This window comes from Streptomyces sp. NPDC054840, assembly GCF_053611065.1.
Genome location: NZ_JBSGZP010000122.1, coordinates 1 through 14,078, shown reverse-complemented (window position 1 = coordinate 14,078; position 14,078 = coordinate 1). Strand labels below are relative to the sequence as shown.

Below are 14,078 nucleotides of genomic sequence, written 5' to 3'. Positions count from 1 at the left end.
GCCTGGTAGCCGGCGAACAGGTCGGCGAGACCCGCCGGAGGCTCGCGCCAGCCGGACGGCGCGGGTGCGGGCTGCCGGCGCCCGATCCGGACCGAACGGAGCTTCGGCAGGTCCGTGCGGCGCCGCAGGTCGGCGGTGGCCAGGGCGATGCGCACACCGGTCCAGTCCTCGCCGGTGCGCTGGGCGACCGAGGCGCGCAGCACCAGACGGGCGTCGCCGTCGCCCTGACGGTGCGTGAGCCGGTAGGCCGGAACCCAGACGGCGCCCGGGACGCCGTACTCCAGCTCCAGCTCGACCTCCCCGCCGCCTCCCCCGTGGTGTCGAGGGTCAGGAGCGCGGAGACCGTGGTCTCCACATGTGCCGACGGAGCGTCGGTGGAGGCGCGGGCGAGCCGGTCCGCGGCGATGCCGAGCTCGTGCCCGACGAGGCGCAGCGCGTCCTCCAGCTCGACGAGGCGGGCGTGCAGCCCCGTCAGCCTGGTTTCGGTGAAGTCGGCGAGCTCCAGCCACGCGTCGACCGGGGTGCGACGGTGCGGGGCCTCGGAGTCAGGGGCGGGCGGTACCGGCCGCAAGGCCCTGACCTCGTCGATCAGCACCCGTTGGCGGTCCCGGCGGCCCAGCGCCGCCGCATACTCGTCGCGCAGCCGTTCGACCTCGCGCCGCAAGGTATCGGGTGCGCCCGCGCCGCGCGGCTCGGCCTCGACCTCCACCCGGGCCTCGGTCACGCGCACCCCGGGCGCGCCCAGCACACTCGCCCGCAGCGAGCCCGGATCCAGCGAGCGGGGCAGCCCCGTCACGCGCACCCGCCCGTCCGCCGGCACGCTGCCCCGGACCAGCCGGCGGCAGACCGCGCCCTGCGCGTACACCACGACCGAGTCGAGGGTCGAACCCCACCGCTGTGCCGTCTGCGTCGTCATGTACTCCGCCCCCCGATGCGTCCGTGCCGATCGAAGCCTACGCCCGCGCGGTGCGCGGGTCCCCGTCGCGTCCCCATGTCAGTGGCCTGTCGTACGGTCAGGGTGTGTGCACGTCCGACGAAGTCCGTGAAATCGCCCTCGCCCTCCCGGAGACGACCGAGAAGGAAGCCTGGGCCATGCCCACCTTCCGGGTCGCCGGGAAGATGTTCCTGACCCTGCCCGACAGCGGGACATCGCTGGCCGTCCGCTGCCCGAAGGAGGAACGCGACGAGCTGGTCCGCGCCGAGCCCGAGAAGTTCTGGGTCGCCGACCACGAGGCGTCCTCCGCCTGGGTCAGGGCGCGCCTCGCCGCCCTCGACGACCCCGACGAGCTCCGGGCCATCGTCGTCGACTCCTGGCGCCAGGCCGCGCCGCCCGGTCTGGTCAAGGACCACCCCGACCTCGTGCCCGAGCGCCCGTCCTGAAGCGCTGAGCGGCGCCGCCACCGGCGCGGACCGGCGGGCACCGGCGCGCACCGGCACGCGCACGGGCTCGCCGGGACGGGCGGGTACCGACGGGAGGCGGGATATGGAGAGACCATGGTCAGGTGCGAAACGTTCCGGGGCGCGATCAGAAGGCCGACCGACGTGCGCTGAGAGAGGCACTGGTCGGGGCCTGCGCCGACGCGGGAGCGTCCATAGGCATGCTGTACCTGCCCGACCCCGACCCCACTCGGGGCGTCCTGCACCTGACCCTGACCTCCGGACTCTCCCGCGAGTTCGCCGCACCCTGGTCGCGGGTCGGCCTGGACGACCCCATCCCGGTGGCCGACGCGGTCCGCGAGGACCGGCTCGTCTGGCTCGGCGGCCAGGAGGACACGGCCCGCCGCTATCCGCGCCTCGGGCTCGTCCTCCCGTACGACTTCGCGCTCGCCGCCGTCCCCCTCACCGCGGAATCCGCCGACCGGACGCCCGAGCCCACCGGGGCCGGCCTGGTGATGCTGTGGCCCGGCTCGCACGGGCCCGACCTCGACGAGCGGGAACGCAAGGCCCTGGAATCGGCCCGCAGCCTCCTGACGCGCATCCTGCTGCGAGCCGCCGGCGACGGCCTGCCGCTGAGGCCGACAGCGCATCCGGTCGTCCTGCGACCGCTCCCCGCACCCACACCGGGCCCGGCCGAGGCGGCGGCCACGACGGCCTTCGTCCGGCGCCTCCCCGGAGGCAACTGCGCACTCGACCTGAACGGCACCATCACCTTCATCACCCCGGAGGCGGCCGACCTGCTCGGCGCGCCCGTCTCCGGCCTGCTCGGAGCCCTGCCCTGGGAGGCCCTTCCCTGGATGGACACCCCCGCCATCGAGAACCACTACCGGGCCACCGCGATGAGCCGACTGCCCCGGAGCTTCATCGCCGAACGCCCCACCGGACAGCGGCTGCGCTTCGACCTCTACCCGGACAACACCGGCATCAGCGTCCGCATCACCACGGTGAGCGAGCAGCCCTCCGTATCGGCGCCCGTTCCGCCGGCGGACCCCGACAGGCCCCCACCCAGCCGCGCCACCGCTCTCTACCCGCTCATGCTGCTCGCCGCCACCCTCACCGAGGCCGCCCACGCGCAGGACGTCGTGGAGAAGGCCGCGGACCAGATCGTTCCCTCGCTGGGAGCCCGCGCCCTGGCCCTCCTGGCCGAGCAGGACGGGCGCGTGCGGATCGTCGGCCACCGCGGATACTCCGCCGAACACCTGGCGGAGCTCGACGGCACCCCCGTCTCGGCCGACACCGCCATCACCCACATCCTGCGCACCGCGACCCCCCTTTTCTTCGGCGACGTGGGCGAGCTCCTGGCCGCCCACCCCGACGCGGCGATCGAGCACGGCATGGCCGCCTGGGCGTTCCTGCCCCTGATCGCCTCCAACCGCCCCATCGGCTCCCTCGTCCTCGCCTACGGACACCCTCGCGTCTTCGCCCCCGGCGAGCGCGCCGTCCTCACCTCGATCGCCGGGCTCATCGCGCAGGCCCTGGACCGCGCCCGCCTCTACGACGCCACCCACCAGCTCGCCCGCAGCCTGCAGACCGGCCTCCTGCCCCACACCCTCCCCCGCGTCCCCCACCTCGACGTGGTCGCCCGCTACCTGCCCGCCGCATACGGCCTCGAGATCGGTGGCGACTTCTACGACCTCATCCGCATCGACGACACCACCGTCGCGGCCGCCATCGGCGACGTCCAGGGCCACAACGTGAACGCCGCCGCCCTCATGGGCCAAGTCCGCACCGCCGTTCACGCGGGGGCCGGAGCACCCCCGGAAGAGGTCCTCGCCCGCACCAACCGGCTCGTGACCGACCTCGAACCCGGGCTGTTCACCAGCTGCCTGTACGCCCACATCGACCTCGCCGGCCACACCGTCCGCCTGGCCTCCGCCGGCCACCCGCCGCCCTTGTTGCGCCACCCCGGCGGGGCGACAGAGATCCTGAACCTGCCGGCCGGACTGCTCCTGGGCATCGAGCCCGGGGCCTCGTACACGGCCGTCGAGATCCCCTTCAGCCCCGGAACCCTCCTCGCCCTCTACACCGACGGGCTCGTCGAAGCCCCCGGCCGGGACATCGAGGACGCCATCGGCGCGGTCGCGGGCCGTATCTGCGTCGCCCCCGAGCACCAGCCGCTCGGCGACCTGGCGGACGAACTCATCGAGCACGCCCGCCGCGACGGCCCCCGCCCCGACGACATCGCCCTCCTGCTGCTGCGCACCGAGGGCCCGGAGGAACGCTCCGCGGTTCCTCACCGCCCCTGAACCACCGCGCCGCCCGAAGCGGCGGCGCTCGTCGGCCGGCGCCCGAACGCACCAGCATCACGCCGGTGTTGGCCCCGCTCAGCACCCCCGCCGAAGAAGGTCGGCGCCCGCGCCCGCCGACGCTCCGGGGCCGGAGGCGGGGTCGGTATTTTCAGCCATTTCTTGGCATGGCCCTGACAGTCTCCTGACACTTCAAGGCGGCTGTGGGACTCTCCCGGCACGCACTCCGCACACTCTGTGAGGCCCCGCGCCTCGCCCACCCCCACCAGTACGTGGCATGGAGGAGCGAACCATGAGGCACATCCTGCACGGCATCCGTACCCCCCGTATCTCACGCCTCGCCGGTATCGCGACGCTGGTCGTCGCGGCGGCATTCACCGGCACAGGCACCGGCACCGCCCTCGCGCACAGCACCGGCGCCTCGGCCGTCGACCAGAAGGTCGACGGTGTGATGGCGGTCGCCGGCAACAGTTGTAGCTGGACCAACGCGAGCACCAGTGCCGTTCCCCCGAACGCCCTCACCGTCGACCGTACGACGATCAACGCGCCGGGCGGCAATCTGGCCTGCGGTGGCGGCATCGCCGCCACGCTCAACAACAACCCCGCCTTCACCTTCGACGAGGCCGCCGGCACGGCGCGGACCGATCTGATCGACATCACCGGCAGGCAGAGCTTCATCTCCTGCCGCTACAAGGCGACGGGCATCGTGTGGGACCGCGACGCCACGAGCGGGAAGTACGTCAACCGGGCCTTCACCGCCGCCAAGACCTCGGGCAGCTTCCTGTGCCCGGGATCGGTCACCACCCCCGCCGGTGACGCGTCCATGCTGTTCCACTGAAAACGGAGTCCGGCTCCGGGCCGGGCCGACCGGGCCCGCCTCGGATCGGTCCGGACCAGGTCAGCCGGCCGCCGGGCGGACGTCGGGGCCGGGCGGACATGAACGGTCCGCCCGGCCCGGTCCACCTGCTGGACGCGTACTTCTACCCGGGAGACCTGCTGCTCGCCGTCCTGGGCCGACCCGAATCGGCCGGGGCACTCCTCCCGGGCCTGCGGGAGGAGCTGACGGCCGTCGTCGCGGGTCTGTCCGAAAAGGAGACGGCGGAGCTCACGGCCTACGGGCCGACCGGGTGGTGGAGTTGAGCGGTCGGCTCCACGGCTGCATCACCGTGGGGCGGGGCATCGAGCAAGAAGAGCAACCCCGACGGTCGAACCGGACGGCGGGAGCCCCCGTGTGAGGGGCATGAACACGCCTTCCCCCGGCCTCCGCGCGAGAGCCTCCGAGTACGCACTCCTGCCGCTGCGCCTCTTCCTGGGCGTCACCTTCGTCTACGCCGGTCTGGACAAGCTGACCGATCCGGCGTTCCTGTCGGCCACAGGCGACGGCTCTATCGGCCAGCAGATGGAGGCGGTGCGGGACGCCGCGGGCATTCCCGCGCTGATCGACCTCTCCCTGAGCAGGCCGGTCGCCTTCGGCATCGCGATCGCCCTCGGCGAGCTGGCCGTCGGACTGGGCGCCCTGGCCGGCCTGCTGACCCGCCTCGCGGCCCTCGGCGGCGCGCTGATCTCACTCAGTCTGTGGCTGACCATGAGCTGGTCGACCACCCCGTACTACTTCGGCGCGGACGTGATCTACCTGCTGGCCTGGACCCCGCTGATCCTGGCCGGCGCGCCGGCCCTGTCCCTCGACGCGCTGCTCCACCGGCGGCGCGGTGCCGCTACGCGGGTACGCACCGGCTCCGGCCCGGCCCCGGCGCCCGTCGGCTCCCGCGCGGGTGCCAGGCGGGGACGGACCCGGACCCGGGCTCGGGCCCGCGTCAGTCCGTGATCCGCTCCGGCGACCGCACCAGCCGTCCAGCCGTACTTGCTCGTACTCGAAAACGACGGTGCCCCCGCTCCACCGGACCGGAGAGGGGGCACCGCGTGATCAGGAACGGTCAAACGGTTCAGAGGGCGCTCTTCGACGCGTTGTCGACGACGCATTCCTTGTACTCGCTGCCGTCGCCCTTGCCGGTGTACGCCGTGGTGGCCTCGGCCTGCTTCGACGCACCCGCCTTGACCGTGAGAGCGGCGACCTTGGCCCGGGCGGGGGTCGCCGCCGAGGTGGCGTCCCCGCGGAACTTCATGCTGATGTTGTACGTGTAGTCCACCGAGCCGCTGTTGGTGACGGTGATCTTGGCGACGAGGTTCTTGCCCGACGCGTCCATCTTGCACGCGTCGATCTTGATGTCGCGCTCGGCCGTGTTGTTGCCGGATCCGCCGGTGACCGAGGGGCTGCCCGTGCTGCTGCCGCTCGTGCTGCCGGTCGTACTGCCGCTCGTGCTGTCGCTGCCCTGGCTGCCACCGGTGGAGCTGCTGGAATCACTGGAGCCCGAGCCGGAACTGTGGCTGCTGCCACCGCAGCTACCACCGTGGGAGCCGCGGGCTCCGGTGAGTGCGAAGATTGCGATACCGAAGACGGCTCCCGCGCGGACATGGCGAAGCTTCACGTCAACCCCGTTGAAATGTCAGTAGTGAGAGGCCCGACTTGATGGGCGCATGACACCCTAACAGCGGATCGGCGCCCCTCGATCCACCCGTCCACCGCCCGCCGGTGTACCGCGTCGCGCGGTACGGCATCCCGGCGGGGGCTGCGGCTACTTGGGTGGGACCCGCACCCGTGACGTCTTCGTGTTCGCCGTACAGGGCCGTACCGCCGTGCTGTTGGCGCTCTTGGCGCCTGTGACGTCGCTCGTCCTGCCCGAAGTCACTTGAGCGATCCGCCCTTGGCGCCCACCGGCCGATGCTGAGCCGCGGACCCGTTGCAGTCGTACACACGCCTCGGTCAGGGCTCGTAGTCGACCGCGCCGGGGCCAGGGCGGGGGAGGGGAAGGCGCGGCGCGGGGCCCCTCCGCGCCATGGGCACCTGGGCCGCCCGTGACGCGGGCAGCGTCCTGGCCTCCCAAGGGCGCTTCGACCCCCCGCTGGGATCCGGCCACGCCGAGGGGAATGGCGAGGCGACCGCTCGGCGGTGGACCGCAGACGCCGCCGCGCTGGTGACGCGAGTACCGGACGACGGCCTCTTGGGAGGTCGATGGTGCGCTGCCGTCGGCTCATGGTCGCTTCTGCCCGTGCGTGGACGGCGGCGCGGCGTGAGGCGTACGCGAGGGTGGCGGACGCGGGAGTCAACGCGCTTAGCGCCAGGGTCTGGGCGGGGAGTATGCCCTCAAGAGCGCGTCCAGGGCCGTGTCACGGTATCGGAGTTCCCCCAGGATCCAGCCCTCGAGCTGTTGCTGGAGTTCGGCGACCTCGGCATAGGCATGCGCCGCCTCGCGGCAGTCGACCAGTCGCTTCCTCCAGTCTTCCAGCTGCCGTGCGCGATGCTCCTCTTCGTGTGCCGACCGCGCGCCGGCCAGGAAGAAGGTCAAGGTCATGTGGTGGTGCTTCTTCCACTCCTCGCCCGCGGCCTCGGCGGTGACCAGTGCCGCCACTCGTTGCGCGTGCTCGGCCGCTGAGCCGTCCTTGGAACCGGCGTTCGCGCTCGGTGCTTCGTTCATACGGTGACGATAGCCCATTATCGTCGCGGCGACGATAATGCGATGCGGGCACGCCCGTGGCCAGGGCGGCACGTCGCCTGCCGGAGATGACTCCTGGCCCCCTGTCGCGCACGAGACCTTCCGGAGAGCTCAATTGATCACCCGTCAGCGCCTGAACGGGCACGCCCGCTCCATACCCCACCCCATAGCGGCTGCCCGTGCGCTGACCGGCCCGTCCCGCCCGGACCGCCTGGAAGACCCGGTCATCGCCTGGATGCAGCGCGCCCGCACGGTTCTGGGGCTTGTCGCCGTGACCTGGCTGACCCTGGCCTATCCCCTGCGGGAGGGGCGCCAGGACTTCGTGCTCGGCAAGCTGGAGGAACTGCTGATCGGCTGTGCCGTCGTCGTGGGGGCGAGTGTCGTCGGCGTAGGCCTGTGCATCCTCCTGGCCCGCGCGCCCCTGGGGCGCCTGTATTCGCGCCGCCTGGTCGGCCCGCTGCTGGCGCTCGCCGCGCCGGTCCTCGGGGTCGGTGTGATCTAGCTGATGACGGCAGCGTTGAAGGGCGACCTCATATCGCCCTCGGACGTGGGCCCGCACGACATCACCTTCGGACTCTTCGGCAGCTTCCTGGGTTCGGTCTTCACCGGATTCCTCATCGTGCTGCTGTTCGTCGTGGCGGCCCTCGTCTGCGTCGTCGTTCTCGTCGCGGCGGTGCTCTTCACTCTGACCGCCCTGGTCGTCGGGCTGAACTCGTTCTTCCGCGCAGGGGATGTGCACGAGCTGCTGCCGGCCCTGCTGTCACCCTTGCTGGTCTGGTCCCTCTTCGGCTTCCAGCTCTTCGACGGACCGGATGTGGCCGCACCACCCGAGGTCCTCTACGCGTTCATGCTCGGCGGCCCGCTGTCGGTGTCCGCGCTGTCGCTGTGGGAGATACGGCGCCTGCGCACGCGGTACGGCGTGACGCTGGGCTCGCTCCTCGGCCGTTGACCACCCGTCTGGACGGACCGCGTCCGCGTACGTGCGTGGCATGGCGACGGGATACGGACGGGGCATGTGCAGCAGGCCCACGCCAAAAGGGGCACACCTGAGGACCTCTGTCGTGCCGACGTACGATGCGACTCTGTCGGCCAGGCGGACATGTCGCGTCCCAGGGCACGTCACCCGCCCGAGGCGTCCTCGCCCTCCCAGCGCAGCAGGTCACCCGGCTGGCACTCGAGCACCTCGCAGAGCGCGGCGAGCGTCGCGAAGCGCACCGCCTTGGCGCGGCCGTTCTTGAGTACGGCCAGGTTGGCGGGCGTGATTCCTACGCGGTCCGCGAGCTCGCCCACGGACATCTTCCGCCTGGCCAGCATCACGTCGATATCAACGGCGATCGGCATCAGATCACCTCGTCCAACTCTGCCTGCATCCGCCTGGCTTCGCCGTCGCGCGCGACGGCCTGGGCGAGCAGCATCCGCAGCACGAGAACGATCAGTGCGACGCCCAGGATGGCCACGCCGACCCCGCCCATGATGACGGTGACGCCCGGATCCTCCCGCTGGCCCGGCGCGTTGAGGGCCGTGACGGCGAACCATAGAAGGGCAACCGCCACGATCGCACCGATCACCATGTCCACGTACCGGAAGGCGGTGTGGGAGAACACGGTTCCGCGTCGCACCATCGTCACCAGCCGCCATACACAGACGAGGGCTGCCTGGGCCGACGCCATGCCCAGGATCACGATCACCCGCAGCGGGGTCAGTGGGAGTGACCCGTCCTCCGGGTCGTTCCCACTGATCAACGTCCACATCATTCCCGCCTGTACGAACACGGTGCCGGCGAGCACCACCGCGAGCACGGCGCGCAACGCATGCACTGCCAGCTTTCCCATGATCCACCCTTCCATCGATTGGCGATGGAAATCTATCGACTTCCGATAGGTGGGGCAAGTGCTGGAACGGAGAAGGGCTGCGGCTGCGGCAGGCCCTCGGGACGTGTGCCCGTCGACGCCGACCGTCCTTGGTGCCTGGGCGGCCGCTCACGTTACGTCGCGATGACTGATGCCTGCCGCAGGGCCCACGTCATAGCGTCAGCGACGTCGCCAAGCGCCATGCGCCGAGCGCCAGGCCAGCACAAAGCCGGCACCGAGCAAACGAAAGCAGGACCCGTGCGCAAGCTCACCTACTACGTCGGAACCACCCTCGACGGATTCATCGCGGGCCCCGACGGCCAGGTCGACTTCTTTCCCTTCGAGGGCGATCTCGCCGCCGCACTGCTGGCGGAGTACCCCGAGACGATCCCGGCCCACGGGCGGGGGCCGTTGGGCCTCGACGGAGTCGCCAGCAAACGGTTCGACACGGTCCTGATGGGCCGTGCCACGTACGAGCCCGGTCTCTCGGCCGGTGTCACCAGCCCCTACCCGCACCTGAAGCAGTACGTCTTCTCCCGCACCCTTGCCCGGCTCGACCCCGCCGTGGAGGTCGTCGCCACGGACCCGGTGGCGTTCGTCCGCGGCCTCAAGAGGCAGGACGGGGCGGGCATCTGGCTGTGTGGCGGGGGGAACCTGGCCGGGCAGCTGCTGGAGGAGATCGACGAGTTGATCATCAAGCGTTACCCGGTCGTCATCGGCTCCGGCATACCGCTTTTCGACGCGCCGTTCCGCCCGGACGGCTTCAAGCTGACCGACTCCCGGGTCTTCAACACCGGCGCCGCCATCACCTCCTATGCGAAGGAGACGAGCGTCCCGACACTGCTCCGCCCCACCACCGAGGCCGACCTCGACCGCGTCACCGCCGTGACGGTCGACGAACCCGTCGGCTGGATCGCCGCCGACCGGTACCTCGAGGAACTCGAGGAGGGCATGTACCGCCCGGAGTGGACCTGGATCGCCGAGCAGGCCGGCCGGGTGGTGGCCCGGGCCCTGTGGTGGGGGCAGGCGACCAGCGAGCACCCGGTCGCGCTGGACTGCCTGTACGTCGACCCCTCGGTCGCCGATCGCGCGGCCCTCGGGGCCGAGCTGATCAGCGCGGGCCTGCGGGCCTTCGCCGAGCAGGGCGCGGCCAAGCCCCCGCTCTACAACCTGACCTTGCCGAACGGCTGGCGCGAGGACCCCGCCACGGTCGCGGCCGGCGACTGGCGGCGGGACGCCGCGCTGGCGGCCGGACTGACCGACATGGTCGAGCGCCTGCGCCTTGAATGGACACCCGAGGCCGGGCTCCCCGCCTCCAGTGGGCGCCTCGTGTTCACCGAGGGTACGGACGAGGAGTTCCTGGACGTCTTCCGACGGATCGCGGTGGGCAGCCTGGACGGCGAGACCCGCCGAAACCTGGTGGCCATGGGAGCGGAAGCCACCGCCCGCGAGGAGGTGGACTTCTACCTCGGCTGTCCGGGAGAGCGGTCGTGGTGGCGCATCGCCCGCACCCCCGACGGCCAGGTCGCCGGGCTGGCCCTGCCCTCCGCGACGCCGTACAACCGGAACGTCGGCTACCTGGGCGTCGTTCCCGAGCTGCGCGGACAGGGATACGTCGACGACGTGCTCGCCGAGATCACCCGGGTGCAGGTGGAGGCGGGGGCCGAGCTGATCACCGCCACCACCGACACCGACAATGCGCCGATGGCCGCCGCCTTCGCCCGGGCCGGCTACCGGACCGCGCAGACCCGGCTGATCTGGTCGGAGCCGGAGCCGAATCCCGCGTCATGAGCCCGGCCGCGTCGTGAGCCGCGTCATGAGCCGTGTCATGAGCCCGGCCATCTCATGACGCCAACAGGCCGGCGAGTTCGGTGCGGGAACGGACACCCAGTTTCGGGAAAGCGCGATAGAGGTGGTGCCCGACCGTGCGCGGGCTCAGGAACAACTGGGCGCCGATCTCCCGGTTGCTGGCGCCGGCCGCCGCCAGCCGGACCACCTCGCGCTCCTGCGGGCTCAGCACGCTGAGCGGACCGTCCTCGCGAGCCGTCAGCCCGGTCCCCCCACCCGCAGCGCCGAGTTCCGTCCGGGCCCGGTCGGCCCAGGGCCGGGCACCCAGCCGTTCGAAACCGTCGAGAGCGGCGCGCAACTGGTCCCGGGCGTCGATATGGCGGCGCACGCGGCGCAGCCACTCCCCGTACAGCAGCGCCGTACGCGCCCGGTCGTAGTCGCTGCCGCCCTCGTGCAGGGCCAGCGCCGCGACGAAGTGCTCCTCGGCCTCACTGTCCGGGCCGGTCAGGGCCTGGCAGCGGCGGGCCGACGCGGCGAGGGCGGCCTGTCCCAGCGCGGTCGCCCACTCCCCGAGCAACCGGGCCGCGTCCGACGCCCGTTCCGGGCGGCCGGCCCGCACCGCGGCCTCGATCACATCCGGCAGCAGAGGCAGGCAGAGCAGTGGGTGGCTCACCTCCCCGCCGGCCTTCTCCAACTGCTCCAAAGCCGCTTCCGCGCGGCCCAGGCCGAGTTCGAGCAAGCCCCGCGCCCACAGGGCGTCCGCCGTCCCCCGACCCACCCCGCGCGGGCGGGTGTACTCCAGCGCCTCGCCGGTCAGCGTACGGACCCGCTCCTCCTCGCCCCGGACGGCGGCCGGCACCGCCAGAGCGGCACGCAGGTGGGCGGCCCGGTGGGCCAGGTCGTAGCACTCGGCCAGCCGGAGCGCCTCGACAGCACGGACCGACGCCTCGTCATGGTGGCCCAGCGACAGCTCCACCTGGACCAGCAGATGCAGAGCGGTGGGCAGCCAGCCGCTGACGCCCTGGTCGCGGCAGTGCGCGACGACTCCGGCAGCCACCTCCCGGGCCGCCGAATGATCGCCCGTCAACTGCAGGTAGATCCCGGTCATCAGGCGGTCCATCACACCATCGGCCGGGGCGTCCACGAGTGTGCGGACGGCTTCCAGCGCGCCGGGCACGTCGCCGCCGAACAGCTTGGCCGGTACGGCCAGCACCGGCAAGGAGGGGGAGCGGAGCGCGATCTCCTCGATCAGCGCGGCGTCCCCGGCGCAGTACGCAGCGTGGACCGCATCGGTCAGCAGCGAGGCCACCATGTCCGGGCGCTCGACGCCCGCCCTGTCCGCGCTGTCGACCAGGATCCGGGCCGCCGTCTCCGGCCTGCGGTAGCCCAGCTCCACCACGGCCCGGGCGCGCGCGAAGCTCGCCGCCACGCCGGGGTCCTCCAGCGGCAGCGGTACCCGGTCGGCCAGCGCTCCGCACCGCTCGTCCTGTCCGGCATCCGCGGCCCGCTGCGCCGCCGACACCAGCCGCCGCGCCCGCACCTGCGGATCCGCGGTGAGCTGGGCGGCACGCTCGTACGCGGCGGACGCGGACGCCATCGCTTGCCGACTGTCGGCCCACTCGGCGACACGTTCCAGCTCCTCGGCGACCCTCTCGTCCGGGCCCGTCGATGCGGCGGCCAGGTGCCAGGCACGCCGGTGGGCCTGGCCGGCCTCACCCAGTGCTCCGGCCAGCGCCCGGTGCGCGCCGATCCGCCGGGCGAGCGGGGCGCCCTGGTATGCGGCGTACCGCACCAGCGGGTGCCGAAACCGCAGCGCCTCCCCGGAGAGCAGGAGGAACCCGGCGCGCTCGGCCGGCGCCAGGTCCTCCACCGCACAGCCGAGCCGGCCCGCGGCCCGCAGCACTACGGTGAGGTCCCCCGTGTCGTCGGCGGCTGCCACCAGCAGCACCACCTGAGCGGCCTCGGGAAGCCGCCGGAGCTGTTCCAGGAAGCCGTCCTGGAGCCCGTTCGGCAGCCCGGCGGCCGCGTCCGGCAGCGCGGACGGGCCCAGCCGGCCGGCCCGCTGGGCAGGAGTGAGCGCGGCCGACAACTCGATCAGAGCCAGGGGGTTGCCCCGGGCCTCCTCGATGACGCGGTCCACGACGTACGGCGGCAGGTTCGGCACCAACTCGGCCGCGTCCGCCCGGCCCAGTCCTTCGACCAGCAACCGGGGCAGCCCCTTCACGGCGGCACCGGGAGCTCCGTCGCGGACCGCGAAGAGCATCACCACGCCCTCCGCCCGCAGCCGGCGCGCCGCGAAGGTCAGCATGTCCACCGACGGCTGGTCGAGCCACTGCGCATCGTCGACCAGACACAGCAGGGGACGGTCGGCCGCAGCCTCGGACAGAAGTGTGAGCACCGCGAGTCCGACGCTGAAACGATCGCGCACGCTCTCACTGCTCAGGCCGAACACCGACCGCAGGGCGGCCGCTTGCGGCTCCGGCAGCGCGTCGACCAGATCCAGCACCGGCAGAAAGAGCTGGTGCAGCCCACCGAAGGCCATCTCCATCTCCGACTCGATGCCCTCGACCCGCAACACCCGCGCACCGTGTGGCCGCCCGGCGGCGTGCTCGAGCAGCGCGGTCTTCCCGATCCCCGCCTCTCCGTGCACCAGCAGGACACCGCTCGCCCCCTGGCGGGCGTCCGCGAGCAACTGCTCGATCCGCTCCCGCTCCGCGTACCGCCCCCGCACGACCTACCCCGCCTTCGTTCACCGACCACCCCGCCGGGGCCCGACGGGCCGCGCGACAGCCTCGGGAGACTATCCCGACGATCATCACCCCACCCGCACCAGGTGCCCACCCCGGCAGCGCGGACCGTGAACGGCGGAGGTTCACGTCGGTGCCGCGGTGAGGCCGATGGTGCTGCGGGCCGGGTGTTCACGCCGCGGTCGTCCACCTCCGGGCGCGCGCCTGTCGGCGCAGCTCCGTCCAGGTGCCGCGGGAGCCGCCGTGCGCCGTCCAGTAGGGGTGAGTGTGGAGTCGGCAGGACAGCATGATCAGCCGCCGCCGCAGCGGTGTCGTGCCGGCCCCGGCGGGCACCTTCGCCAGCGCCGTGTAGGTGTCGAGCCACGTGGCCTGGAGCGCGATCAGGTCCTCGGGGAAGTGGAAGGATTCCATCCATTAATTGAAACATATGTTCGAATATCTGTGCGAGCCGTTTCTGGG

At 72.2% G+C, this 14,078-nt stretch carries 13 protein-coding genes and 2 pseudogenes; 8 read left to right on the top strand and 7 right to left on the bottom strand.

Features of this window, described 5'->3' with window-relative positions; genetic code table 11:
- Window positions 1-916, bottom strand: a pseudogene (locus ACWGIU_RS12000) (DUF4139 domain-containing protein); the annotation flags it as partial.
- A gap of 104 nt (window positions 917-1,020) precedes the next feature.
- Here ACWGIU_RS12000 and ACWGIU_RS11995 point away from each other — a divergent pair.
- From ACWGIU_RS11995 to ACWGIU_RS11975, 5 genes and pseudogenes are all read left to right on the top strand, one after another.
- Window positions 1,021-1,380: an MmcQ/YjbR family DNA-binding protein gene (locus ACWGIU_RS11995; RefSeq protein WP_453704840.1), complete on the top strand. Its 360-nt coding sequence runs from the start codon at window positions 1,021-1,023 to the stop codon at window positions 1,378-1,380.
- A 122-nt stretch (window positions 1,381-1,502) separates the two neighbouring features.
- On the top strand, window positions 1,503-3,683 hold the full coding sequence (locus tag ACWGIU_RS11990) for a SpoIIE family protein phosphatase (protein WP_453704839.1): 2,181 nt from the start codon (window positions 1,503-1,505) through the stop codon (window positions 3,681-3,683).
- A gap of 292 nt (window positions 3,684-3,975) precedes the next feature.
- On the top strand, window positions 3,976-4,521 hold the full coding sequence (locus ACWGIU_RS11985; protein WP_453704837.1) for a hypothetical protein: 546 nt from the start codon (window positions 3,976-3,978) through the stop codon (window positions 4,519-4,521).
- 98 nt (window positions 4,522-4,619) lie between these two features.
- Window positions 4,620-4,823 carry a hypothetical protein gene (locus ACWGIU_RS11980; RefSeq protein ID WP_453704835.1) on the top strand — a complete coding sequence of 68 codons (204 nt, stop codon included), beginning with the start codon at window positions 4,620-4,622 and terminating at the stop codon, window positions 4,821-4,823.
- A 100-nt stretch (window positions 4,824-4,923) separates the two neighbouring features.
- A pseudogene (locus tag ACWGIU_RS11975) lies at window positions 4,924-5,403 on the top strand (DoxX family protein); the annotation flags it as partial.
- Window positions 5,404-5,626: 223 nt separating this feature from the next.
- On the opposite strand, the gene ACWGIU_RS11970 reads toward ACWGIU_RS11975, so the two are convergent.
- Both ACWGIU_RS11970 and ACWGIU_RS11965 read right to left on the bottom strand, forming a co-directional pair.
- The gene (locus tag ACWGIU_RS11970) at window positions 5,627-6,169 is read right to left on the bottom strand and encodes a hypothetical protein (RefSeq protein WP_453704833.1); all 543 of its coding nucleotides are present in this window, start codon (window positions 6,167-6,169) and stop codon (window positions 5,627-5,629) included.
- Between the two features lie 684 nt (window positions 6,170-6,853).
- A complete protein-coding gene (locus ACWGIU_RS11965; RefSeq protein ID WP_453704831.1) occupies window positions 6,854-7,216 on the bottom strand; it encodes a hypothetical protein in 363 nt (120 codons plus the stop codon).
- Between the two features lie 133 nt (window positions 7,217-7,349).
- On the opposite strand from ACWGIU_RS11965, the gene ACWGIU_RS11960 reads away from it, so the two are divergent.
- Both ACWGIU_RS11960 and ACWGIU_RS11955 read left to right on the top strand, forming a co-directional pair.
- Window positions 7,350-7,736 (top strand): hypothetical protein, encoded by a 387-nt coding sequence (locus tag ACWGIU_RS11960; protein ID WP_453704829.1) that lies wholly within the window; start codon window positions 7,350-7,352, stop codon window positions 7,734-7,736.
- Between the two features lie 3 nt (window positions 7,737-7,739).
- The gene (locus ACWGIU_RS11955) at window positions 7,740-8,183 is read left to right on the top strand and encodes a hypothetical protein (protein ID WP_453704827.1); all 444 of its coding nucleotides are present in this window, start codon (window positions 7,740-7,742) and stop codon (window positions 8,181-8,183) included.
- 170 nt (window positions 8,184-8,353) lie between these two features.
- On the opposite strand, the gene ACWGIU_RS11950 is transcribed toward ACWGIU_RS11955, so the two are convergent.
- A complete protein-coding gene (locus ACWGIU_RS11950) occupies window positions 8,354-8,575 on the bottom strand; it encodes a helix-turn-helix domain-containing protein (protein WP_453704826.1) in 222 nt (73 codons plus the stop codon).
- Window positions 8,575-9,066, bottom strand: a complete 492-nt coding sequence (locus ACWGIU_RS11945; protein ID WP_453704842.1) for a DUF2975 domain-containing protein — start codon at window positions 9,064-9,066, stop codon at window positions 8,575-8,577. The genes ACWGIU_RS11950 and ACWGIU_RS11945 overlap by 1 nt, the downstream gene beginning before the upstream one ends.
- Before the next feature lie 276 nt (window positions 9,067-9,342).
- Between ACWGIU_RS11945 and ACWGIU_RS11940 the strand changes: the two genes are divergently transcribed.
- A complete protein-coding gene (locus ACWGIU_RS11940; RefSeq protein ID WP_453704824.1) occupies window positions 9,343-10,875 on the top strand; it encodes a dihydrofolate reductase family protein in 1,533 nt (510 codons plus the stop codon).
- A gap of 52 nt (window positions 10,876-10,927) precedes the next feature.
- On the opposite strand, the gene ACWGIU_RS11935 is transcribed toward ACWGIU_RS11940, so the two are convergent.
- Entirely contained in the window at window positions 10,928-13,603 is a 2,676-nt protein-coding gene (locus tag ACWGIU_RS11935) for an ATP-binding protein (RefSeq protein WP_453704822.1), read from the bottom strand.
- Between the two features lie 187 nt (window positions 13,604-13,790).
- Window positions 13,791-14,030: a hypothetical protein gene (locus ACWGIU_RS11930; protein WP_453704821.1), complete on the bottom strand. Its 240-nt coding sequence runs from the start codon at window positions 14,028-14,030 to the stop codon at window positions 13,791-13,793.
- Window positions 14,031-14,078: the final 48 nt, after the last annotated feature.